The sequence below is a fragment of the Solibacillus sp. iso_87 genome (genome assembly GCF_056173085.1).
The window spans coordinates 1-25,861 of the sequence record NZ_CM149656.1; the positions used below are offsets into that span (position 1 = coordinate 1).

Sequence of the window (25,861 nt, forward strand, 5' to 3'; positions counted from 1 at the left end):
TTGGAACATTTAGAAAACCTATGGAATGCCGTCCTTGCCCAAGCTGAACAGAAAATCTCGAAACCGAGCTTTGATACTTGGCTGAAATCAACAAAACTTCTTGCACATAGTGGCACAAAAGTGACGATTTCCGCGCCTAACTCTTTTGCCCGCGATTGGCTTGAACAATACTACATCCATATGATTACAGGAATATTAAACGAGTTAACTGGAGAGGATCTAGTCATTAATTTTGTTGTCCAGAAAGATCAGGCCGCAGATGACTTTGAACTACCGCCCCCAATTACTCAAGCAAAATCAAGTGAACACCATGACATTACCCCAGGTATGCTCAATCCGAAGTACACATTTGATACATTCGTTATTGGTTCCGGTAACCGCTTTGCCCATGCAGCGAGCTTAGCTGTAGCGGAGGCACCTGCAAAAGCTTACAACCCGTTCTTTATTTATGGGGGGGTAGGTTTAGGAAAAACTCACTTAATGCATGCAATTGGACATTATGTAAAAGAACACAATCCGACAGCAAATGTCGTCTATTTATCATCCGAAAAATTCACAAATGAGTTTATTAACTCAATCCGTGATAATAAAACAATCGATTTTCGAAATAAATACCGCAATGTTGATGTACTGCTAATAGATGATATTCAGTTTTTGGCTGGTAAGGAATCGACACAAGAGGAATTCTTCCATACATTCAATACACTGCATGAAGAATCAAAGCAGATTGTCATCTCAAGTGACCGTCCTCCAAAGGAAATTCCAACTTTAGAGGATCGTTTGCGTTCACGCTTTGAATGGGGATTAATTACTGATATTGCACCACCTGATTTAGAAACGCGTATAGCGATTTTACGTAAAAAAGCAAAAGCAGACGGACTTGATATTCCGAATGAGGTCATGCTTTATATTGCCAACCAGGTTGATACAAATATTCGTGAACTTGAAGGGGCATTGATTCGCGTTGTGGCCTATTCATCCTTGGTAAATATGGATGTTTCGCCTGAACTTGCTGCGGAGGCTTTAAAAGATATTATGCCAAATTCAAAACCGCGCATGATTTCTATTTTGGATATTCAGACAGCAACTGGGGAGCATTTTAGTATTCGACTGGAAGACTTTTCGGCAAAACGCCGTACAAAATCCATTGCTTTCCCAAGACAAGTTGCGATGTACTTATCTCGTGAGTTAACCGATTTTTCTTTGCCGAAAATTGGTGAAGAGTTTGGAGGCCGTGATCATACAACAGTGATCCATGCCCATGAGAAAATCTCTTCTTTACTTAAAACAGATCAGCAGCTTCAGCAGGATATTAAACAAATTCGTAGTATGTTAGGTAAATAAACTCTGTGTATAACTTTATCTTTTTCACACAAGACTATTCACAACTTATCAACATGTGGATAGCGCTCTCTACCTGTGTAAAATGGGGGTTATCCACAAATTCACAGGCCCTATTACTATATCTATTAATATCTTTAAATAAATAATTAATTATATAAGAGAGGTAAACTAATGAAATTTACTATTTTACGTGATCGTCTTTTAGCAGGATTAAACGATGTAATGAAAGCTGTAAGTTCTAAAACGACGATCCCTATTTTAACGGGGATTAAAATCGATGTTACAAACGAAGGTATGACGTTAACTGGTAGTGATGCAGACATTACAATCCAGACATTCATTCCTGTAGAAGAAAATGGCGAACAAATTATGGATATTACACAAACAGGCTCTATTGTGCTACAAGCTCGAATGTACAATGAAATTATCCGTAAATTGCCTACTAATGAAGTAGAAATCGAAATTACAAACGGCTATGCAACAATCATTCGATCAGGTAAATCAGAGTTCCATCTTATCGGCTCAGATGCAACGGAATATCCACAGTTACCTGAAATTGCTGCTGACCGCCAATTTACGATTCCAACAGATTTATTAAAGTCAGTTATTAGAGAAACTGTATTTGCTGTAGCGACATCGGAAAGCCGTCCGGTGTTGACAGGTGTAAACTGGAAAGTCGAAGGCGATGCATTAATATGCGTTGCGACGGATAGTCACCGTTTAGCTCGTCGTAAAGTGAATCTTGAAAATTTACCAAATGATATTACTTCAGTCGTAATTCCAGGTAAAAGCTTAAATGAATTGAACAAAATTTTAGAAGACACAAATAATCCTGTTCAAATCGTACTGACAAACCAGCATGTATTATTTAAAACAGATGATGTCCTGTTCTTCTCTCGTCTTTTAGAAGGCAATTACCCGGATACATCACGTTTAATTCCGGAAGAGTTTAAAACAATGATTACGATTAACGGAAAATCTTTATTGCAGGCAATTGACCGTGCTTCACTTTTAGCTCGTGAAGATCGCAATAATGTCGTTCGTTTTGAAACACTGGAAAATCAAACAGTCGAAATTTCATCAAATTCACCTGAGATTGGTAAAGTTGAAGAGCAGATCCAAGTGGAAAGCTTAGAAGGTGAAACATTAAAGATTTCATTTAGTGCGAAATATATGATGGAAGCCTTAAAAGCGATTGATGGACAAGATGTAGTAATTGAATTTACAGGTGCAATGCGCCCGTTCATCTTACGTTCTGTTGCAGATGATGCAATACTGCAATTGATTTTACCGGTACGTACTTACTAAAATTCAATAAAAATTCTAGAAGGAATGGTCTTAACTTGCTATTGAGACCGTTCCTTTTTTACTTATGAACAATTTTTAGGTATGATAGAATGATAAGACTTTATTTAAGTGGAGGATGAATTACGTTGAATGAATTAGTAATTGATACAGAATATATAACGCTTGGTCAAGCGCTGAAAATGACAGATGCAATTAGCTCTGGCGGTATGGCAAAGTGGTTTTTAAGTGAACATGAAGTGTTTGTAAATGGAGAAGTGGAAGATCGTCGGGGGAAAAAACTGCGTCATGGAGATGTAATTAATATCCCTGGTGTAGGACGTTACAAAATTGTCGATGCATTTATTCAAAACGGAGAAAATTAATACATGAACATCGAGCGCTTGCAGCTAACAAATTATCGTAACTATGAATCGTTAACACTGGATTTTTCAGATAAAATTAATGTTTTTATTGGGGAAAATGCTCAAGGAAAAACAAATGTAATGGAATCAATCTATGTACTAGCGATGGCCAAATCTCATCGTACCGTGAACGATAAAGAATTAATACGTTGGGATGCGGATTATGGTAAAATAGAAGGTGTGGTAAATAAGCGTTACGGTGGCGTTCCTATCGAATTGACGATTTCAAAAAAAGGCAAAAAGGGCAAAATCAATCATCTTGAACAGACGAAACTAAGCAATTATATCGGACAGATGAATGTAGTAATGTTTGCACCGGAAGATTTGAATATCGTAAAGGGCAGCCCCCAAATTCGCCGAAGATTCATCGATATGGAAATCGGACAAATTTCCCCTGTTTACTTACATGATTTACTAACATTCCAAAAGATTTTGAAACAACGTAATCATTTATTAAAAAAGAATGCGGGAAAACAATCACTCGCATCTGATGTGATGTTTGATATTTATACAGAACAATATGTGCAGGCGGCAATTCAAATTATCCGTAAAAGATTTCAGTTTATCGAGCTTTTACAAGATTGGGCCGAACCGATTCACTTTGGCATTTCGCGAGGATTAGAAAAGCTTGTCATAAAATACCGTCCTGTAACGGGGATGGAAGCAAGCTGGACTGCCGAAGAAATGGTTGATTACTTAACAAAGAAACTAGAAGAAGTGAAACAGCGTGAAATTGAAAGAGGTGTAACACTTATCGGTCCTCATCGGGACGATCTGCAGTTTTTTGTCAATGATTATGATGTTCAAGTATACGGCTCACAAGGGCAGCAACGCACAACGGCATTATCTTTGAAACTTGCCGAAATTGAACTTATCAAACAGGAAACGAAGGAAACTCCGATTCTTTTATTGGATGATGTTTTATCTGAATTGGACGATTACCGCCAATCACATTTATTAAATACAATTCAAGGTGAAGTCCAGACATTCGTTACAACAACGAGTGTAGAAGGTATTCACCATGACACAATACAGCACGCAAAATTGTTCCATGTCACACAAGGAACAATTGAGCAACCATAAGTGCATTGAAATACGTAATTAAGAAGCATACTGATAGTTATGAAAGAGTAGGTGAACAATAGTGGCTTTAGAAGATAATAAAGTCCAGCAATCTTATGATGCGGATCAAATACAAGTATTAGAAGGATTAGAGGCTGTTCGAAAACGTCCTGGTATGTATATTGGTTCAACAAGTTCAAAAGGATTGCACCATTTAGTTTGGGAAATTGTTGATAATAGTATTGATGAAGCGTTAGCAGGTTATTGTACAGGAATCACAGTAACAATTGAACAAGACAATTGGATTCGCGTAGAAGATAACGGTCGTGGTATTCCCGTAGATATTCAAGAAAAAATGGGTATGCCTGCTGTTGAAGTAATTATGACAGTACTTCACGCCGGCGGTAAATTCGGCGGCGGAGGCTATAAAGTATCAGGTGGTCTTCACGGTGTTGGTGCTTCTGTAGTAAATGCATTATCGAGCCAGACGGTTGTTCAAGTACACCGCGATGGTAAAATTCATGAAATCATTTTTGAGCGCGGTCAAACAGTTCAAAAATTAACGGTCATTGGTGAAACAGACCATACAGGTACAACAACTCGATTTAAAGCTGACAGCGAAATCTTTAAAGAAACAACAGTTTATGAATACGATATTTTAGCGACACGTATCCGTGAATTGGCCTACTTAAATCGTGGCATCAGCCTTACGATTGCAGATGAGCGCATCGGACAGGAACGTTCTGAAACATTCCACTTTGAAGGTGGTATTCGTGAATATGTTGAGCATATAAACGAAAATAAAGAACCTATCCATGTACCGATTGATGTGTTAGGCGAAAAAGAAGGCATTACAGTTGAAATTGCTATGCAGTATAATGCAGGCTTTAGCTCAAATATTATGTCCTTTGCAAACAACATCAACACGTATGAAGGCGGTACGCACGAATCAGGCTTTAAAACTGCCTTAACACGTGTTATTAACGACTATGCCCGCAAAGCAAACTTGATTAAAGAATCGGATGCCAACCTTACAGGCGAAGATGTTCGTGAAGGTTTAACGGCAATCGTGTCAATAAAACACCCGGAACCTCAATTTGAGGGTCAAACAAAAACAAAACTTGGAAACTCTGAAGTAAGTCAGATTACAAATGCTTTATTCTCAGACGGATTTGAACGTTTCCTGCTTGAAAATCCATCGGTTGCACGCCAAGTTATCGAAAAAGGTACAATGGCGGCACGTGCGCGTGTAGCAGCGAAAAAGGCCCGTGAATTTACACGTCGTAAATCTGCACTGGAAGTTTCAAGTTTACCAGGTAAATTAGCAGACTGTTCTTCGACAAACCCTGCTGAATCTGAGATTTATATCGTAGAGGGTGACTCTGCCGGTGGATCTGCTAAGTCAGGCCGTGACCGTCATTTCCAGGCGATCTTACCACTGCGCGGAAAAATCCTTAACGTTGAGAAAGCACGCTTGGACCGTATTTTATCTAATGCCGAAATTCGTGCGATGATTACAGCATTCGGTACTGGTATTGGAGAAGAGTTTAATTTAGAAAAAGCACGTTATCACAAAATCGTAATTATGACGGATGCCGATGTCGATGGTGCACATATTCGTGTACTATTGCTTACGTTCTTCTTCCGTTTCATGCGTCCATTAATTGAAGCGGGTTATGTATATGCCGCAAAACCACCGCTTTACCAGGTGAAACAAGGGAAACATGTTGAATACTGCTACTCAGATCAGGAGTTAGAAGATATTTTAAACCGTCTGCCGAAGTTACCAAAGCCTAATGTACAGCGTTATAAAGGTTTAGGAGAAATGAATGCAGCACAATTATGGGATACAACAATGGATCCAGAGCACCGTACTTTAATTCGAGTAGAATTGGATGATGCAATTGAAGCGGATAAAATTTTCGATCACTTAATGGGTGATGAAGTTGCACCTCGTCGTGATTTTATCGAAGAAAATGCAGTATACGTGCAAGACTTGGATATTTAACATCCTTCAGCGGGTTTTAAACACCCGCTAAAGGATGCAATTATGCTTGGACATAATTGATTAGTTAGTGCAATTGGAAGGAGGTCCTTATTTTGTCTGACATTCAGCATGGACATATTGAATCTAGAAATATTACAACAGAAATAAAATCATCTTTCCTAAGCTATGCGATGAGCGTTATCGTTTCGCGTGCTTTACCAGACGTGCGTGATGGACTTAAACCAGTACATCGACGTATTTTATTTGGTATGCAGGAGCTAGGAAATACATCGGATAAACCATATAAAAAGAGTGCCCGTATCGTTGGGGACGTAATGGGTAAATTCCACCCTCACGGTGACTCATCAATTTACGACGCAATGGTACGTATGGCGCAAGATTTCAGCTACCGTTACATGTTAGTCGACGGCCATGGTAACTTTGGTTCAGTTGATGGCGACGGTGCCGCAGCAATGCGTTATACAGAATCACGTATGTCAAAAATCGCGATGGAAATGTTGCGCGATATTAACAAAGATACGATTGATTATGGACCGAACTATGATGGCAGTGAAAATGAACCTTTAGTATTGCCGGCGCGCTATCCGAATCTATTAGTTAATGGTGCTTCTGGTATCGCAGTAGGTATGGCTACAAATATTCCACCACATCATCTTGGAGAAACGATTGATGGTGTATTAGCAGTAGCAGATAATCCAGGCATTACGACAGAAGAGCTAATGGAAATCATTCCAGGTCCTGACTTCCCTACAGGGGGAATTATTCTAGGGCGCAGCGGTATTCGCCGTGCATATGAATCGGGCCGTGGTTCACTGACAATTCGGGCTAAAGTAGAAATTGAACAAGCTTCAAACGGCAAAGAGACAATTCTAGTGCACGAATTACCATATCAAGTAAACAAAGCAAAACTAATTGAAAAAATTGCCGAGTTAGTACGCGACAAAAAAATTGATGGCATTACAAATTTACGTGATGAATCAGATCGTAATGGTATGCGTATCGTCATTGAAGTGCGCCGTGATGCAAATGCAAATGTCGTACTGAACAATTTGTTTAAGCAAACAGCAATGCAATCAAGCTTTGGTGTAAATATGCTTGCGCTAGTTGATGGACAGCCAAAAGTATTAAGTCTAAAAGAAGTGCTTTATCATTACTTAGAACACCAGAAAGTAGTTATTAAACGTCGTACTGCATTCGAGCTTCGAAAAGCAGAGGAACGTGCACATATTTTAGAAGGTTTACGTATTGCGCTTGATCATATTGATGAAATTATTTCTATTATCCGAGCTTCTCGCAGTGGTGAAGAAGCAAGACCTCAATTAATGGAGCGCTTTAATTTATCTGAACGCCAGGCACAGGCAATTTTAGATATGCGTCTTGTGCGTTTAAGCGGATTGGAACGTGAAAAAATTGAGGCTGAGTACCAGGAACTTCTAAAGTTAATCGATGAATTAAAAGCGATTTTAGCTGACGAAGCAAAAGTAGTCGAAATTATCCGTACAGAAATGACGGATATTAAAGAGCGTTACAGTGATAATCGTCGTACAGAAATTACAGCTGGCGGCCTAGAAATGATTGAAGACGAAGATTTAATTCCTCGTGAAAACTCGGTACTGACATTAACACATAACGGGTATATTAAACGTTTAGCTGCAAACACGTATCGCTCACAAAAACGTGGTGGCCGTGGTGTGCAAGGTATGGGGACGAATGAAGATGACTTCGTAGAACATTTATTATTCACTTCTACACACGATACAATTCTTTTCTTCACCTCAAAAGGGAAAGTATTCCGTGCAAAAGGATATGAAATTCCGGAGTTCGGTCGCCAAGCGAAAGGACTGCCAATTGTAAACTTATTAAATATCGATAAAGGTGAGCATGTTACTGCAATGATTCGCGTAACAGAGTTTAAAGAAGATGCTTACTTTATCTTTACTACAAAAACAGGGGTAACGAAACGTACACCTGTTGATCAGTTTGCAAATATCCGTACAAATGGTTTAATCGCCATTACATTACGTGAAGACGATGATTTAATTTCTGTTCACTTAACGGATGGCACAAAGGAAATTATTATCGGAACAAGCGATGGTATGTTAGTACGATTTAAAGAGGACGATATTCGTTCTATGGGTCGTTCAGCTGCCGGGGTACGCGGTATTAAACTCCGTGAAGGTGACTTTGTAGTAGGAATGGAAATTCTTGAGCCAGGTCAGGAAATTTTAGTTGTCACTGAAAATGGTTACGGTAAACGTACACCTGAATCTGAATACCGTTTACAAAGCCGTGGCGGGTTAGGTCTTAAAACGATGCAAATTACTGATAAGAACGGTAAAATGTGCGCGGTAAAGGCTGTGGATGGATCAGAAGACATTATGTTAATTACGATTAATGGTATGTTAATTCGTATGGACGTAAATGATATATCTGTAATTGGCCGTAGTACACAGGGGGTTCGTTTAATCAGACTTGCTGAAGGCGAATATGTAGCAACTGTTGCGCGGGTGAAAAAAGAAGATGATGCTCCGGATGATGATGAAGAAATCGATTCTGAAACTGAGGGAGAGTCAAATTCAGCTATAGAAGAGTAATTTAAAAAGTAATCTAGTTAGTTTAGACTATCTAGATTACTTTTTTTGGTTGTAATTTATTTCCCATTCGTTATAATTAACGTTAATATGAAAAAATTAGTAGTTATTTAGAAAGAATAAATCATTTAATGAGAATTTATTCTTACTTAATAACCAAAAACGAGCTTAAGGGGTTGTGAAATTGGAAGCAATATTGATAAGAGTTGGGGAATTGCGATTAGGTAAAGTAATTGCTGAAGATATTTTTGCCAATACACAATATCCGATTATCTATAAAAATACAAAAGTAAAACCAGAGCATTTACGCGTGTTTGAATTATTTAATTTAAAAACAGTATTAGTACATAATGAAATCAAAGTTGAAGAAACCGAGATAATTGAAGAAAAGTTAGATAATCCCACAGTAGCAATACCGATTCAGCAATCTACAAGTTTCGAAAAATCTTATCTTGATGGAATGGGACAATTGAAAAAGGAATTTTCAAATTGGGAAGCCGGCGGAAGAGTAGATCTGGCAAAGGTAAGAAACATAATGATTCCTTTAATGGATAAGGTTTTAGAAAATCGCTCTTATATATTTGATCTGAATAGTTATTCGAATGCAAAGGATTATTTATACCATCATTGTATTGCTACAGGATTAATAGCTGCGGTCATTGCTAGGAAAATGGGATATGAGCGAGGGGATACAATTCAGCTGGCTATCGCCGGAATGTTGGCGGATAGTGGAATGTCGAGAATTCCTTCACGTATACGGGATAAGAAAAGCGTTTTAACAGAATCCGAATTTGGGGAAGTAAGAAAACATCCTTACTATAGTTACTTACTAATTAAAAACGTAACAGCTATAAAGGATATTATGAAAGTAGCTGTTTATCAGCACCATGAACGTTTGGATGGCAGCGGTTATCCAAAAGGTGATCGTATCGGATCTATTTCGATCTTTGCCCAAATTATTGCGGTAGCAGACGTATTCCATGCGATGACCAGTGAACGTATGTATCGTTTAAAACAATCTCCTTTTAAAGTAATCGAGATGATTAAGGAAGAGGATTTTGGAAAGTTTGATATTAAAGTTGTTCAAGCTTTAATGAATATTGTCGTTGATTTACCAATAGGAACGAAAATTGAGTTATCGAATTTAGAGCTGGGTGAAGTAATGTTCAACAATAAATATTCACCTACACGTCCACTTGTAAAATTAACACGTACAGGAGAAATTGTAGATCTTTCTTCTAATAGAAGCTTCTATATTTCACGTGTCATTACTCAAGGATATAAATCGAACTAATTAATCGTTAGGGGGTTGTTTCTTTACTTAAAGAAATGACCCCTTATTAAATTAGTTTTGCCTGGATAAATTAACTCAAAATAAAAATAGAAAATCATTCAATAAAGTGTTGACGATTTGAAAATCAAATGTTATTATATTAAAGGTCCTTACAAGATAACATCTTTTGAAAGATAAATATTGAAAAAGTGTTGACTTAAGTTAAAGGGTAGTGTAGCATAGTAAAAGTTGTCGCATGAAAGAGAAATGCTTCAATAGCAAAAAGACTTTTCGTTAAAAAGTGTTGACAAATAACGCGGAATAATGATAAGATATAAAAGTTGTCACCGAGGCAACACAATGAACCTTGAAAACTGAACAAGCAACGTTAATGAAACAAGCTTCTTAAATGAAGCAAACAATAGATTCCAACTTCTAACGAAGTTGGATCGCTAGCAAAGCAAATGAGCTTTCAAACTACTTTTATGGAGAGTTTGATCCTGGCTCAGGACGAACGCTGGCGGCGTGCCTAATACATGCAAGTCGAGCGGGAATTTTATTGGTGCTTGCACCTTTAAAATTTTAGCGGCGGACGGGTGAGTAACACGTGGGTAACCTACCTTATAGATTGGGATAACTCCGGGAAACCGGGGCTAATACCGAATAACACTTTTTAACACATGTTTTGAAGTTGAAAGACGGCATCTCGCTGTCACTATAAGATGGACCCGCGGCGCATTAGCTAGTTGGTGAGGTAACGGCTCACCAAGGCAACGATGCGTAGCCGACCTGAGAGGGTGATCGGCCACACTGGGACTGAGACACGGCCCAGACTCCTACGGGAGGCAGCAGTAGGGAATCTTCCACAATGGACGAAAGTCTGATGGAGCAACGCCGCGTGAGTGAAGAAGGATTTCGGTTCGTAAAACTCTGTTGCAAGGGAAGAACAAGTAGCGTAGTAACTGGCGCTACCTTGACGGTACCTTGTTAGAAAGCCACGGCTAACTACGTGCCAGCAGCCGCGGTAATACGTAGGTGGCAAGCGTTGTCCGGAATTATTGGGCGTAAAGCGCGCGCAGGTGGTTCCTTAAGTCTGATGTGAAAGCCCCCGGCTCAACCGGGGAGGGTCATTGGAAACTGGGGAACTTGAGTGCAGAAGAGGATAGTGGAATTCCAAGTGTAGCGGTGAAATGCGTAGAGATTTGGAGGAACACCAGTGGCGAAGGCGACTGTCTGGTCTGTAACTGACACTGAGGCGCGAAAGCGTGGGGAGCAAACAGGATTAGATACCCTGGTAGTCCACGCCGTAAACGATGAGTGCTAAGTGTTGGGGGGTTTCCGCCCCTCAGTGCTGCAGCTAACGCATTAAGCACTCCGCCTGGGGAGTACGGTCGCAAGACTGAAACTCAAAGGAATTGACGGGGGCCCGCACAAGCGGTGGAGCATGTGGTTTAATTCGAAGCAACGCGAAGAACCTTACCAGGTCTTGACATCCCGGTGACCACTATGGAGACATAGTTTCCCCTTCGGGGGCAACGGTGACAGGTGGTGCATGGTTGTCGTCAGCTCGTGTCGTGAGATGTTGGGTTAAGTCCCGCAACGAGCGCAACCCTTATTCTTAGTTGCCATCATTCAGTTGGGCACTCTAAGGAGACTGCCGGTGATAAACCGGAGGAAGGTGGGGATGACGTCAAATCATCATGCCCCTTATGACCTGGGCTACACACGTGCTACAATGGACGGTACAAACGGTTGCCAACCCGCGAGGGGGAGCTAATCCGATAAAACCGTTCTCAGTTCGGATTGTAGGCTGCAACTCGCCTACATGAAGCCGGAATCGCTAGTAATCGCGGATCAGCATGCCGCGGTGAATACGTTCCCGGGCCTTGTACACACCGCCCGTCACACCACGAGAGTTTGTAACACCCGAAGTCGGTGAGGTAACCTTTTGGAGCCAGCCGCCGAAGGTGGGATAGATGATTGGGGTGAAGTCGTAACAAGGTAGCCGTATCGGAAGGTGCGGCTGGATCACCTCCTTTCTAAGGATTTTTCGGAATCATTCCCTTGGGGAATGAAACATTAACGGTTGCTGTTCAGTTTTGAAGGTTCATTCTTAAATGAATGGAACACTTCAAAACACTCGTTCTTTGAAAACTGGATAAAACGACATTGAAAGCAATAAATCAAATTTCTATTTTATAGATTTTTAAACAAGTCAAGCAATTGACGTGTAAACTTAAATCTTGGATTATATCCAAGTGTTAACTTTTGGTTAAGTTAATAAGGGCGCACGGTGGATGCCTTGGCACTAGGAGTCGATGAAGGACGGCACTAACACCGATATGCCTCGGGGAGCTGTAAGTAAGCTTTGATCCGGGGATTTCCGAATGGGGGAACCCACTATCTTTAATCGGATAGTATCTTCACGTGAATTCATAGCGTGTTGAAGACAGACGCAGGGAACTGAAACATCTAAGTACCTGCAGGAACAGAAAGAAAATTCGATTCCCTGAGTAGCGGCGAGCGAAACGGGAAGAGCCCAAACCAAAGAGCTTGCTCTTTGGGGTTGTAGGACACTCTATACGGAGTTACAAAAGAATGAACTAGACGAAGCGACTTGGAAAGGTCCGCGAAACGAGGTAAAAGCCCTGTAGTCAAAAGTTCATTCCCTCCAGAGTGGATCCTGAGTACGGCGGAACACGTGAAATTCCGTCGGAATCCGGGAGGACCATCTCCCAAGGCTAAATACTACCTAGTGACCGATAGTGAACCAGTACCGTGAGGGAAAGGTGAAAAGCACCCCGGAAGGGGAGTGAAATAGATCCTGAAACCGTGTGCCTACAAGTAGTTAGAGCCCGTTAATGGGTGATAGCGTGCCTTTTGTAGAATGAACCGGCGAGTTACGATTACGTGCGAGGTTAAGTTGAGAAGACGGAGCCGCAGCGAAAGCGAGTCTGAATAGGGCGAATTAGTACGTGGTCGTAGACCCGAAACCAGGTGATCTACCCATGTCCAGGGTGAAGGTGAGGTAACACTCACTGGAGGCCCGAACCCACGCACGTTGAAAAGTGCGGGGATGAGGTGTGGGTAGCGGAGAAATTCCAATCGAACCTGGAGATAGCTGGTTCTCTCCGAAATAGCTTTAGGGCTAGCCTCGTGATTGAGAATACCGGAGGTAGAGCACTGTTTGGACTAGGGGGGCATCTCGCTTTACCGAATTCAGACAAACTCCGAATGCCGGATATTTATACACGGGAGTCAGACTGCGAGTGATAAGATCCGTAGTCAAGAGGGAAACAGCCCAGACCACCAGCTAAGGTCCCCAAGTAATCGTTAAGTGGAAAAGGATGTGGCGTTGCTTAGACAACCAGGATGTTGGCTTAGAAGCAGCCATCATTTAAAGAGTGCGTAATAGCTCACTGGTCGAGTGACGCTGCGCCGAAAATGTATCGGGGCTAAACGATTCACCGAAGCTGTGGATGCATACTTTGAGTATGCGTGGTAGGAGAGCGTTCTAACAGCGTTGAAGTCTGACCGGAAGGACTGGTGGAGCGGTTAGAAGTGAGAATGCCGGTATGAGTAGCGAAACATGGGTGAGAATCCCATGCACCGTATGACTAAGGTTTCCTGAGGAAGGCTCGTCCGCTCAGGGTTAGTCGGGACCTAAGCCGAGGCCGATAGGCGTAGGCGATGGACAACAGGTTGATATTCCTGTACCACCTCCTCACCGTTTGAGAAATGGGGGGACGCAGTAGGATAGGGTAAGCACGCCGTTGGTTGCGCGTGTTCAAGCAGTAAGGCGTGTATGTAGGCAAATCCGCATACTATAACGTTGAGCTGTGATGACGAGCTCGTATGAGCGAAGTTCCTGATTTCACACTGCCAAGAAAAGCCTCTATCGAGGTGAGAGGTGCCCGTACCGCAAACCGACACAGGTAGTCGAGGAGAGAATCCTAAGGTGTGCGAGAGAACTCTCGTTAAGGAACTCGGCAAAATGACCCCGTAACTTCGGGAGAAGGGGTGCTTCTTTGGGTGCATAGCCTAGAGAAGCCGCAGTGAATAGGCCCAGGCGACTGTTTAGCAAAAACACAGGTCTCTGCAAAACCGTAAGGTGACGTATAGGGGCTGACGCCTGCCCGGTGCTGGAAGGTTAAGAGGAGCGGTTAGCGCAAGCGAAGCTGTGAATTGAAGCCCCAGTAAACGGCGGCCGTAACTATAACGGTCCTAAGGTAGCGAAATTCCTTGTCGGGTAAGTTCCGACCCGCACGAAAGGCGTAACGATCTGGGCACTGTCTCAACGAGAGACTCGGTGAAATTATAGTACCTGTGAAGATGCAGGTTACCCGCGACAGGACGGAAAGACCCCGTGGAGCTTTACTGTAGCCTGATATTGAATTTTGGTACAACTTGTACAGGATAGGTAGGAGCCAGAGATCTCGGAGCGCCAGCTTCGAAGGAGGCGTCGGTGGGATACTACCCTGGTTGTATTGAACTTCTAACCCATGCCCCTTAGCGGGGTAGGAGACAGTGTCAGGCGGACAGTTTGACTGGGGCGGTCGCCTCCTAAAAGGTAACGGAGGCGCCCAAAGGTTCCCTCAGAATGGTTGGAAATCATTCGTAGAGTGTAAAGGCATAAGGGAGCTTGACTGCGAGACCTACAAGTCGAGCAGGGTCGAAAGACGGGCTTAGTGATCCGGTGGTTCCGCATGGAAGGGCCATCGCTCAACGGATAAAAGCTACCCCGGGGATAACAGGCTTATCTCCCCCAAGAGTCCACATCGACGGGGAGGTTTGGCACCTCGATGTCGGCTCATCGCATCCTGGGGCTGTAGTCGGTCCCAAGGGTTGGGCTGTTCGCCCATTAAAGCGGTACGCGAGCTGGGTTCAGAACGTCGTGAGACAGTTCGGTCCCTATCCGTCGTGGGCGTAGGAAATTTGAGAGGAGCTGTCCTTAGTACGAGAGGACCGGGATGGACATACCGCTGGTGTACCAGTTGTCTTGCCAAAGGCATCGCTGGGTAGCTATGTATGGACGGGATAAGTGCTGAAAGCATCTAAGCATGAAGCCCCCCTCAAGATGAGATTTCCCATTACGCAAGTAAGTAAGACCCCTGAAAGACGATCAGGTAGATAGGTTCGAGGTGGAAGTGCGGTGACGCATGCAGCTGACGAATACTAATCGGTCGAGGACTTAACCACATTTTATTGCGCAATTCAATGAAACGTTTATCCAGTTTTGAAAGAATGAAATTCTTTCATAGTGAAGTGATGATGGCAAAGAGGTCACACCCGTTCCCATACCGAACACGGAAGTTAAGCTCTTTAGCGCCGATGGTAGTTGGGGGCTTCCCCCTGTGAGAGTAGGACGTCGCTTCGCACATGTAAACCCACTGAGAAATCAGTGGGTTTTTTGTTATAAAATACTTATTTTCCCTCCTTAAGAAGAAAACCGCAGATAATACAATATTCCGAATTATTTTATTTTTTAAAGAATCTTGACAGTGATGTCCCTCGGAGGTAACCTTACAATAATATTCTTTTATAAATAGGAGGCATTCTTAACAATGTGGGAAACAAAATTTGCTAAAGAAGGTTTAACATTTGATGATGTACTATTAGTACCAGGACACTCTGAGGTGTTACCGAAAGATGTTAATTTGTCTGTAAATCTAACTGACAGCATTAAGTTAAACATTCCGTTGATCTCTGCAGGTATGGATACTGTAACCGAATCGAAAATGGCAATTGCAATGGCTCGACAAGGTGGAATTGGTATTATTCATAAAAACATGAGTATTGATGAACAAGCAGAAGAAGTCGAGAAAGTAAAACGCTCTGAAAACGGCGTTATTACAAATCCTTTCTTCCTTACACCAGAACATCAAGTTTTCGATGCAGAGCATTTAATGGGCAAGTACCGCATTTCAGGTGTCCCTATTGTAAATAACATGGAAGATCAGAAGTTAGTTGGTATTATTACAAACCGTGATTTACGCTTCATTTCAGATTACTCATTAAAAATCGATGATGTAATGACAAAAGAAGATTTAATCATTGCTCCTGTAGGAACAACTTTAGAAGATGCTGAGAAAATTCTTCAGCAATATAAAATTGAAAAGTTACCGATTGTTGATGAAGCAGGAAAGCTAACTGGCTTAATCACAATCAAAGATATCGAAAAAGTAATTGAGTTCCCAAATGCAGCGAAAGACAGCCATGGCCGATTAGTTGTAGGAGCGGCGGTTGGTGTTTCTAAAGATACAATGATGCGTATTGCGAAGCTAGTGGAAGCGCAGGTGGACATCGTTGTAATTGATACAGCACATGGTCATTCTCAAGGCGTTTTAAATACAATTAAAGACATTCGTGCAGCTTACCCGAACTTGGATATTATTGCAGGGAATGTTGCAACAGCTGAAGGAACACGTGCATTATTCGAAGCTGGTGCCGATGTTGTAAAAGTGGGGATCGGTCCTGGTTCTATTTGTACAACTCGTGTTGTAGCTGGTGTTGGTGTACCACAAATTACAGCAGTTTACGATGCAGCATCAGTTGCCCGTGAATTAGGCAAAACAATTATTGCTGATGGCGGTATCAAATATTCAGGAGATATCGTAAAAGCTTTAGCTGCAGGTGGACATACTGTAATGTTAGGTTCATTATTAGCAGGAACATCTGAATCTCCAGGTGAAACGGAAATTTTCCAAGGACGTCGCTTTAAAGTATACCGTGGAATGGGTTCACTAGGTGCAATGGAAAAAGGTTCTAAAGACCGTTACTTCCAAGAAGATGCGAAAAAGCTTGTACCAGAAGGAATTGAAGGACGTTTACCATACAAAGGACCTTTAGCAGATACAATTCACCAATTAGTTGGTGGTGTACGTGCCGGAATGGGTTACTGCGGTGCACCAGATTTAGAACATTTGCGTGAAAAATCACAGTTCATTAAAATGTCGGGTGCAGGCTTACGTGAATCACATCCACATGATGTACAAATCACGAAAGAATCACCAAACTACTCTTTACAATAATTACCAGGAAACTTTCAAACGTTACTATCGTCAAATTGAAGATAGTAACGTTTTTTTATTAACAGAAGGTCACATACAACTACTTATGTATGATAAAATGACGTTAGACAAGAAAAAAATTTGGAGGTAGCTTTGTGAAGAAGGTAAGAAAGCAAACGGTATTAAGCATTGTCTTAATTCCGATTTTAATACTTAGCATGCTGGCGATGACACCTGCTAAGACAAACGCAGCGACGGATTTAGGGTTAACGGTAGATGCAGCAATTTTAATTGATGCAGACACAGGAAAAATACTATATGAGCAAAATGCAGAGACAGCTTTAGGTATTGCAAGTATGACGAAAATGATGACAGAATATCTATTACTTGATGCAATCAAAGAAGGCTCAATTTCATGGGATCAACAATATAATGTAACTGATTATACATATAAAGTTTCCCAAAACCGTTTATTGAGTAATGTGCCGTTACGTGCTGATGGTACGTATACGATTAGAGAGTTATATGAAGCAATGGCAATCTATTCTGCAAATGCTGCTACAATTGCGATTGCAGAAACAATTGCAGGTACAGAAAAAGAATTCCTGAAATTGATGGATAAAAAAGCTGAAGAACTTGGCTTAGAGAATTACAAGTTTGTAAACGCAACAGGTTTGAATAATGCTGATTTACAAGGCATGCATCCAGAAGGTACTGGAGAAAAGGATGAAAATGTTATGCCTGCTCGTTCTGTAGCAAAATTAGCGTACAACTTATTAAAAGATCATCCTGACATGTTAGAAACAGCAAAAATTCCGAAGAAAATATTCCGTGAAGGAACTTCGGATGCAATTAGTATGTCCAACTGGAACTTCATGCTACCAGGCCTTGTATATGAATATGAAGGTGTAGACGGGTTAAAAACAGGAACAACAGATTTTGCCGGTCATACGTTTACAGGTACAGCTAAACGCGGTGATACACGTTTAATCGCTGTTGTGATGAAGGCAGTGGATTCAAATGGTGTAGGCTCTTATAAAGCACGTTTTGATGCGACAGCGAAGTTATTCGATTATGGATTTGGTCAATTTTCTAAAGTAGAACTTCTTCCAGGTAACTATGTATTTGAAGAGCAAAAAACAATTCCTGTTACTAAAGGGAAAGAGGATTCTGTCAAAATCGGTGTGAAAGAGCCGGTTTCTGTAATGGTTAAGACGAGCGAAAAAGATTCATATGTTCCGACATTGACGTTGGACAAGAAGGAAATTGAAGCAGGAATTGAGAAAGAACAAGTAGTAGGACAGGCAGTACTTGCACCTACAGAAGGTATAGATTTCGGCTATATTGATGGCAATCCTATTGTAGCAGATGTTGTGACGACAGAATCGGTAGAACGTGCAGGGAAAATATCATTAATGTTCCAAGGTATCGGAAGCTTTTTCGGTAATTTATGGAATGGTGTGTTTGGATTTGCAGGTAATTTAATTAAATAATGAATGAGCCTTTCTATAAGTAAACACTTGTAGGAAGGCTTTTTTTTCGTCCAAAGGAATTTTTTCGAATGGGACAATTTGTCGATAAACCATGCAAAACATACATTGATACATGGAGGGATTAATCATGTGTGGAATATCAGGTTGGATCGATTACTCGACTCACTTAGTAAATGAAGAATCAATGATTAAAAAAATGACGAGGACGCTTTTACACCGAGGTCCGGATAGTGAAGGATACTTTATAAGCAAACATGCTTTACTAGGCCATAAACGGCTTGCAATAATTGATTTAGTGACAGGTAATCAGCCGATGACCCGCGGGGAATTGACAATTGTGTATAATGGGGAAGTTTACAATGCAAACGAACTTCGTGAACAGCTTAAAAATTTGGGTCATTCCTTTTATACAACATCCGATACAGAAGTCATTTTAATGGCGTATGTTGAATGGAAAGAGCGCTGTATGGAGTACTTAAATGGAATATTTGCTTTTGCCGTATGGAATGAGCAGGAGCAATCGTTATTCCTATGTCGTGACCGGCTAGGGGTAAAGCCGCTGTTTTATTATGAGCTTCCGGATGGGCTATTGTTCAGTTCTGAAATAAAAGGGATACTGGCACATCCTGCTGTGAAGGCAGAAGTAGATGCAGAAGGGCTTGCTGCATTATTCAGTCTTGGTCCATCCCGTATTGTAGGGCATGCTATATTTAAAGGAATTAAGGAAGTTAAGCCCGCATACGCAATGGTGGTGCGGAGCGGTTTCAGAAAAAGTTGGCAGTATTGGGACATTGAAAGTAAACAACATGAACATTCAGAGGCAGAAACGATTGAAACTGTCCGGGAACTCGTAACAAATGCGATTATTCGTCAACTAATAAGCGATGTGCCGCTAAGTACAATGCTATCAGGCGGACTCGATTCAAGTATCATTACGGCAGTTGCTGCCCAACAACTTGCAAAAGAACAGAAAACATTAGCAACGTATTCCGTAGCATTTGAGGAAAATGACTATCATTTCACAAAAAACTCGTTTCAAACGTCACAGGATGAATACTGGATCGGAAAAATGCAACAGGCGTTTCAGACAAAGCACCGACAAGTGACGCTGACTCAACAGGAATTAGTAGATGGTTTAGAACAGGCAATGCGTTTAAAAGACATGCCGAGTATGGCGGATATTGATAGCTCATTTTATTTATTCTGTAAAGAAATGAAAAAAGAACATACTGTGGCGCTATCAGGTGAATGTGCTGACGAAGTCTTTGGTGGTTATCCATGGTTTTATGAAGGAAAAAGAGAAACGCTTTTCCCGTGGCTTCGTTCTACAAAGGAACGTGAACAGTTATTTAAATCAGATTGGCAAAAACGCCTGCAGTTACCGCAGTTTATGCAAAGTACTTATGAAGAGGCAGTAAAGGGTATGCCGTCATTTATAGGGACAAAAGAAGAGCAGGAACGCCAGCAGCTGTTTTATTTAAATAACCAGTTCTTTATGCAGACGTTATTGGAAAGAAATGACCGGATGACGATGGGTGCAAGTATGGAAGTACGTGTACCGTTTGCCGATCATACAATAATTGAATATGTCTGGAATATTCCTTGGGAAATGAAAAACAGCGGCGGAATGGAAAAGGGAATTTTACGAAAGGCATTTCAGGATATTTTACCGAAGGAAGTTGTGGAACGTAAGAAAAACCCGTATCCGAAAACATACCATCCTAAATATACAGAACTCGTTCACAATCGGTTGGAGCAAATTTTACGGCAGAAGCACTCAGTTCTTCATGAATTGTTTGAGAAGGAGCAGTTAGAACGACTGCTTGCTACAAACGGTCAATCGTTTCAAATACCTTGGTTTGGCCAGTTAATGGCGGGACCACAACTCATCGCGTATTTTATACAATTACATGATTGGGTCGAACAATATCGCATCAATATTATTTCAGCATAAAGAGGCGTACCTATACGGAACGTCTCTTTAAAATTCCCTTTATATTAACTTTTTGAAATCCCCCAAATTGCCATTAGCTGATGGATATTCGGTTCAATATCTTGAAGTTGCAAATTACCAAACCCTAATAGAAATGTTCTTTTTGAGTAATGCTGCTCAGTTAAATAATAATTAGATAACGGTAAAATATGAATACCATGCTTGCGGGCGAGCTGTTGTAGTTCCCGTTCAGATTTCTCATGACGGAATGCAACAAGAATGTTCGTACCGGCAGCATCCCCGGATATTGTTATTTGAGAGTAATGATTTGAAAACACTTCAATACATTTATCGTGTTTTTTACGGTAAATTTTACGCATCCGATTTAAATGTTTGGCAAAGTGCCCATCCTTCATAAAATTCGCTAAAATATGCTGTTCAAACCGAGGAACAGTAGAAGAATAGTAATTGAAATGCTCCTGATAGCGTTGAACGAGTGTTGGTGGCAAAACGAAAAAAGCAACACGCAATGATGGCATCAATGATTTAGTAAAGGTACTTAAATAAATGACCCGGTCATTTACATCAAGTCCTCTAAGTGCCGGAATTGGCTTTCCAATATAGCGAAATTCACTGTCGTAATCATCTTCAATTATAAAGCGGTCCGGTGTTTTAGCTGCCCAATTTAATAATTGTGTCCGTCGATTAGCTGAAAGAACCGCACCAGTCGGAAATTGGTGTGAAGGTGTTATGTAAACGACATTTGCATTGGACTTCTGTAATTGTTCCACCACAATTCCATCTGTATCAACAGAAATTGGAATAGCGAGCTGACCTAACTGATGACGGGGAATAGGTGAATAACCTGGGTTTTCAAAGGCAAGCTTTGAATCAGCATCTAAAATTTTTAAAATCATAGGCAGTAATTGCTCAGTACCTGAGCCAATGACGATTTGCTCTGGCTGGCACTCAATTCCGCGTGATTGATGTAAATAGTTCGCAATTTCGATACGCAATGCAAGCTCACCTTGACGTTCCCCTGTTTGAAGTAAATGTTTAAAAGGCTTATCGAGCACGTCTTTTGCGTATTTTCTCCATATCGTAAAAGGAAAAGCTTCCTCATCAATTTTTGCAGAAGAGAAATCAATTTTATATTCTGTAGTTTCCGCTGTTTTTTTTATTTCATTGTTCGATATATCACTTTGGCGGTAAGGTAATGAATCTATCTCTTCAACAAAATAACCGACACGGGGTTTTGACATAATATAACCTTCCGCCAGCAATTGAGAATACGCAAGTTCGACGGTTGTTTGACTTATATTAAAAAATTCCGCAAGTTCCCTTTTGGAAGGTAGACGTACACCAACAGCCAGCTGGTTGTTAGTAATTGCATTTTTTATGCCGATATACAGTTGTTCATATAGCGGAATTGTATGATCTTTATGAAGTTGAAAGAAAAGCATCGTCATTTCCTCCTTATGTAACCTTAATGAAATTTAAATTTTAACTAATATAGAAAGTGTCAGAAAAGTATAGCATGATGTAGAAAATTAGTGAATGTTTTCATCAGAACTTGCAAATGTATGTGGTTTTATAGTACAGTATGGTTAAATTTATAAATGAATTCGATGATAGGAAGTAGTAGCAAGCACGTTTTTTTTAGAGAGTCAGCGGTCGGTGGAAGCTGATAAAAGCACTTGTGAATCCGTCCTTGAGATGCTTTTTCCGAAATAATAGTAGGTGGAAGCCGGCTTACCAAAGTCGTTAATTGTTAAGAGGAATAGATTTTTCTATTCAATTAGGGTGGCAACGCGGGTAGCTCTCGTCCCTTTCATAGGGATTGAGGGCTTTTTTGTATTTACTCCGCTAATACATTAACGCGTTAAAGTGCTCAAGATCATCATTTCATAAATTTGAGGAGGAAAAATTATGTTAGATATTAAACGCGTCCGCGACAATTTTGAAGAAGTAAAACGTATGCTTCTTACACGTAATGAGGATTTAGGAAATCTGGACAACTTTGAAAACTTAGATACAAAACGTCGTGAATTAATCGCCAAAACAGAAGTATTGAAAGCAGAGCGCAATAAAGTTTCTGAACAAATTTCTGTTATGAAGCGCAACAAAGAAGATGCAACAGAAGTGATTGCACGTATGCGTGAAGTAGGCGATGAAATTAAAGCATTGGATGCTGAGTTAAACGCAATTGAAGATGAATTTAAAAATATGATGATGCGTTTGCCGAATATCCCGCATGAATCAGTACCTGTTGGCACAGAAGAAGATGACAACGTGGAAGAGTACACTTGGGGCGATGTACCGGCATTTAATTTTGAAACGAAGGCACACTGGGATATTGCAAAAGATTTAGATATCGTGGACTTTGAGCGTGGAGCTAAAGTTACGGGAAGCCGTTTCTTATTCTATAAAGGTTTAGGTGCACGTTTAGAGCGTGCTTTACTGAACTTCATGATGGATCTTCATTCAGATCAGCATGGCTATACAGAAATGTTGCCACCGCAAATCGTTAACCGCGATTCACTAACAGGAACAGGCCAATTACCGAAGTTTGAAGAAGACGTATTTAAATTAGTCCGTGAAGAAGATGAAATGGATTATTACCTGATTCCAACTGCTGAAGTTCCGGTAACAAACTTCTACCGTGATGAAATTTTATCAGCAGATATGCTTCCGCAAGCTTTCTCTGCATTCAGCGCTAACTTCCGTTCAGAAGCAGGATCTGCAGGTCGTGATACACGTGGACTGATCCGTCAGCACCAGTTCAACAAAGTAGAATTAGTGCGCTTCGTTAAACCGGAAGAGTCTTATGAGCAACTTGAAATTTTAACTGGTCATGCTGAAAAGGTATTACAACTATTAGGTTTACCATACCGCAAATTAAAAATGTGTACAGCAGATTTAGGTTTCACAGCTGCGAAGAAGTACGATTTAGAAGTATGGATTCCTGCTCAAAACATGTACCGTGAAATTTCTTCATGTTCAAACTTCGAAGATTTCCAAGCGCGTCGTGCCAATATTCGTTTCCGTCGTGAAGCAGGTGCAAAACCGGAATTCGTTCACACGTTAAACGGTTCAGGTCTAGCAATTGGTCGTACAGTAGCAGCAATTCTGGAAAATTACCAACAAGAAGATGGTTCTGTTGTTATTCCAGAAGTGTTACGTCCATATATGGGTGGCTTAGAAGTCATTACTGTAAAATAGTTTAATGTAAATTAAAAAGTGTGTTGAATTAACAATTTCAACACACTTTTTTTCTTTACTGCGCTAAAAATATTTCAGAAAATTTAGTAATTTGTTTTACAAAACGAGAATATTTTGTTATATTCGAGAAAATAGGATATTGGATACAATATTTTAAGATTAATAGAATTTATTGAATAAAGTTTTTAAGAACATCATATTTTGCACGTGTAATATGTTGTTCAAGCAATTGGCATGTAAGCTCAATATTATTGTTAGCCAAAGCTTCCACCATTAAATCATGTTCACTAATGGAAGTGGCAATTTGGTTAGGTAAAAGATGTGGTGTTTGCTGAGGGAAACCGGTCCACAAATTTTCAATAATGCTATTTAATTTTCCCCAAGGACAATCTTTTATTAACAGATGATGAAATTGAATATTAAGTTGAACATATTCATCTGTATCATCCGTTTTCTTCATTTTCTCGTTAAGTTCACGCAATTGAGTTACTAGTTGTGGTGACATTGTTTTCAAACTTTCAGCAGCCGCCATCGGTTCAAACTTTGCTCGTAAAAAATAAATCTCTTCCAGTTCGTGTATTGTAAATTGTTTGACGACAGCTCCTTTATGCGGCTCAACTGTGACATAGCCTTCAGCAGCCAACTGTTTTATCGCTTCTCGGATTGGCATTCTGCTAACGTTTAATGTCTTCGCCAATTCATCCTGTACGAGGCGTTCGCCAGGCTGCAGCTGACCTTTTATAATCGCTTCGCGCAAGATCCGGTAAATTTTCGAGGGTAATGTTTCGGCAGTTAAATCATGATCAAATTTCATAAAAACACCTCATTATGTGTTGTATTTTGGATCCAATATACAATATACAGAACGACTATGCAAATTTTAAAGGGGGATGTTGCCATGGAACAACAAATTCAAATTGGATGGCATGGACGGTTTTATGAAGACTTTGAAGTAGGCGATAAAATTGCACATGCGTTAGGCAGGACTGTTTCACAGACCGATAATAGCTGGTTTACACAGCTGACGCAAAATACAAATCCGATTCATTTTGATCATCATTATGCACAGCAGACAGAGTTCCAAAAGCCGATTGTGAATTCCGCATTTACAATTGCTCTAGTAACTGGGCAGTCTGTTTCAGATATTTCACAGAATGTAATGGCAAACCTGGGGTGGGATGAGGTACGGCTCCCACACCCGGTTTTCGAAGGGGATACCATTTACTCCTATACAGAAATTTTATCGAAAAGAGAAAGTGCTAAGCGAAATAATGTAGGAATTATCGAAGTGAAAACAACCGGCTACAATCAGGACGGGCAAATTGTCATTCACTTTAAGCGCACGATGATGATTTATAAAAAGGGCTTTGCACCAAACATTATGAAGCCTTTAATTGATCAAGTAATCTCACAGAAAGGAAAGTGACGAATGGAATATATTCAAGTTTCATATGAATATGAAGAGAAAATTGCGATTGTTACGTTAAACCGACCGGAAATGCGACATGCATTTAACACGGAAATGGCGAAGCAGCTGTTAACTGTATTTCAGTCTTTTAATGAGCAGCCGATACGCGTCGTGATTTTAACTTCCTCTACTGAAAATGCTTTTTGTTCAGGTGCGGATTTAAAAGAGCGTAAAGGGATGAGTGAGTCTGAATGGACAGAACAGCATCATTTATTTGAACAAATGTTCCAGGCAGTAGCCAATTGCAGGCAACCTACTATTGCTGCGATCAATGGCTATACGCTTGCAGGAGGGTTTGAACTTGCATTGAATACGGACTTAATCGTTGCCGGTAAAAATGCAAAAGTAGGGCTGACCGAGGTCACTCGAGGTATTATGCCGGGCGGAGGAGGAGCACGGTTACTGCCAAAACGTATACCGCTCCATATTGCAAAAGAATGGCTGTTTACAGGGCGGATTGTTTCTGCAGAAGAAGCACAGAACGCAGGGTTATTTAATCGAGTTGTCGAATCAGAAGAAGTAATGAGTACCACAATTGAGTTAGCCAAAAAAATCGCAGGCAATGCACCTTTAGGAGTTCAGGGCGTTAAAAAAGTAGCAGAAATCAGTTCATTGGAAGCATCTGAAGCATTCCGGATTGAAATAGAAACGTACAACGAGGTTATCGCTTCTGAGGATCGAATGGAAGGTATTTTAGCCTTCAACGAAAAAAGAAAACCTAATTTTATCGGACGGTAGGAGGATCTCA

General features: G+C 40.7%; 15 protein-coding genes, 3 rRNA genes and 1 other annotated feature. Of the genes, 16 read left to right on the top strand and 2 right to left on the bottom strand.

Features of this window, described 5'->3' with window-relative positions:
- The 13 genes from dnaA (at nt 1) to asnB (ending at nt 20,444) form a co-directional block, all read left to right on the top strand.
- Nucleotides 1–1,344, top strand: coding sequence for a chromosomal replication initiator protein DnaA (gene dnaA / locus AC0VXV_RS00005; RefSeq protein WP_475529835.1), 1,344 nt, complete (start codon nt 1–3; stop codon nt 1,342–1,344).
- A 171-nt stretch (nt 1,345–1,515) separates the two neighbouring features.
- Nucleotides 1,516–2,652: a DNA polymerase III subunit beta gene (gene dnaN, locus AC0VXV_RS00010; RefSeq protein WP_079523597.1), complete on the top strand. Its 1,137-nt coding sequence runs from the start codon at nt 1,516–1,518 to the stop codon at nt 2,650–2,652.
- Between the two features lie 125 nt (nt 2,653–2,777).
- Nucleotides 2,778–3,014 (top strand): S4 domain-containing protein YaaA, encoded by a 237-nt coding sequence (yaaA, locus tag AC0VXV_RS00015; protein ID WP_079523598.1) that lies wholly within the window; start codon nt 2,778–2,780, stop codon nt 3,012–3,014.
- A 3-nt stretch (nt 3,015–3,017) separates the two neighbouring features.
- A complete protein-coding gene (gene recF, locus AC0VXV_RS00020) occupies nt 3,018–4,136 on the top strand; it encodes a DNA replication/repair protein RecF (protein ID WP_475529836.1) in 1,119 nt (372 codons plus the stop codon).
- A gap of 61 nt (nt 4,137–4,197) precedes the next feature.
- The gene (gyrB, locus tag AC0VXV_RS00025) at nt 4,198–6,123 is read left to right on the top strand and encodes a DNA topoisomerase (ATP-hydrolyzing) subunit B (RefSeq protein ID WP_475529837.1); all 1,926 of its coding nucleotides are present in this window, start codon (nt 4,198–4,200) and stop codon (nt 6,121–6,123) included.
- Nucleotides 6,124–6,215: 92 nt separating this feature from the next.
- Nucleotides 6,216–8,717: a DNA gyrase subunit A gene (gene gyrA, locus AC0VXV_RS00030; protein ID WP_475529838.1), complete on the top strand. Its 2,502-nt coding sequence runs from the start codon at nt 6,216–6,218 to the stop codon at nt 8,715–8,717.
- A 175-nt stretch (nt 8,718–8,892) separates the two neighbouring features.
- Nucleotides 8,893–10,008 (top strand): HD-GYP domain-containing protein, encoded by a 1,116-nt coding sequence (locus tag AC0VXV_RS00035; RefSeq protein WP_475529839.1) that lies wholly within the window; start codon nt 8,893–8,895, stop codon nt 10,006–10,008.
- A 461-nt stretch (nt 10,009–10,469) separates the two neighbouring features.
- Nucleotides 10,470–12,026: ribosomal RNA gene (locus AC0VXV_RS00040) — 16S ribosomal RNA — on the top strand.
- Nucleotides 12,027–12,257: 231 nt separating this feature from the next.
- Nucleotides 12,258–15,186 (top strand): 23S ribosomal RNA (locus AC0VXV_RS00045).
- A gap of 62 nt (nt 15,187–15,248) precedes the next feature.
- Nucleotides 15,249–15,364, top strand: a 5S ribosomal RNA gene (rrf, locus tag AC0VXV_RS00050).
- Together the 16S, 23S and 5S rRNA genes form the textbook arrangement of a ribosomal RNA operon.
- Nucleotides 15,365–15,551: 187 nt before the next feature.
- Nucleotides 15,552–17,018 (top strand): IMP dehydrogenase, encoded by a 1,467-nt coding sequence (gene guaB / locus AC0VXV_RS00055; RefSeq protein WP_079523464.1) that lies wholly within the window; start codon nt 15,552–15,554, stop codon nt 17,016–17,018.
- Nucleotides 17,019–17,152: 134 nt separating this feature from the next.
- The gene (locus tag AC0VXV_RS00060; RefSeq protein ID WP_475529840.1) at nt 17,153–18,490 is read left to right on the top strand and encodes a D-alanyl-D-alanine carboxypeptidase family protein; all 1,338 of its coding nucleotides are present in this window, start codon (nt 17,153–17,155) and stop codon (nt 18,488–18,490) included.
- Nucleotides 18,491–18,617: 127 nt separating this feature from the next.
- Complete coding sequence (gene asnB / locus AC0VXV_RS00065) at nt 18,618–20,444, top strand: asparagine synthase (glutamine-hydrolyzing) (RefSeq protein WP_475529841.1); 1,827 nt, start codon at nt 18,618–18,620, stop codon at nt 20,442–20,444.
- A gap of 44 nt (nt 20,445–20,488) precedes the next feature.
- Here asnB and pdxR read toward each other — a convergent pair whose 3' ends face one another.
- On the bottom strand, nt 20,489–21,892 hold the full coding sequence (gene pdxR / locus AC0VXV_RS00070; protein ID WP_475529842.1) for a MocR-like pyridoxine biosynthesis transcription factor PdxR: 1,404 nt from the start codon (nt 21,890–21,892) through the stop codon (nt 20,489–20,491).
- Between the two features lie 150 nt (nt 21,893–22,042).
- Nucleotides 22,043–22,256, top strand: a binding site (T-box leader).
- A gap of 96 nt (nt 22,257–22,352) precedes the next feature.
- On the opposite strand from pdxR, the gene serS reads away from it, so the two are divergent.
- Nucleotides 22,353–23,645 carry a serine--tRNA ligase gene (gene serS, locus AC0VXV_RS00075; RefSeq protein WP_475529843.1) on the top strand — a complete coding sequence of 431 codons (1,293 nt, stop codon included), beginning with the start codon at nt 22,353–22,355 and terminating at the stop codon, nt 23,643–23,645.
- Nucleotides 23,646–23,814: 169 nt separating this feature from the next.
- Here the strand turns inward: serS and AC0VXV_RS00080 are convergent, their stop codons facing one another.
- Nucleotides 23,815–24,459 (bottom strand): GntR family transcriptional regulator, encoded by a 645-nt coding sequence (locus AC0VXV_RS00080; RefSeq protein ID WP_475529844.1) that lies wholly within the window; start codon nt 24,457–24,459, stop codon nt 23,815–23,817.
- A gap of 84 nt (nt 24,460–24,543) precedes the next feature.
- Between AC0VXV_RS00080 and AC0VXV_RS00085 the strand changes: the two genes are divergently transcribed.
- Together AC0VXV_RS00085 and AC0VXV_RS00090 are read left to right on the top strand one after the other, a co-directional pair.
- Entirely contained in the window at nt 24,544–25,071 is a 528-nt protein-coding gene (locus tag AC0VXV_RS00085; protein WP_475529845.1) for a MaoC family dehydratase, read from the top strand.
- A 3-nt stretch (nt 25,072–25,074) separates the two neighbouring features.
- Nucleotides 25,075–25,851: an enoyl-CoA hydratase/isomerase family protein gene (locus AC0VXV_RS00090; protein ID WP_475529846.1), complete on the top strand. Its 777-nt coding sequence runs from the start codon at nt 25,075–25,077 to the stop codon at nt 25,849–25,851.
- The last annotated feature ends 10 nt before the right edge of the window (nt 25,852–25,861 follow it).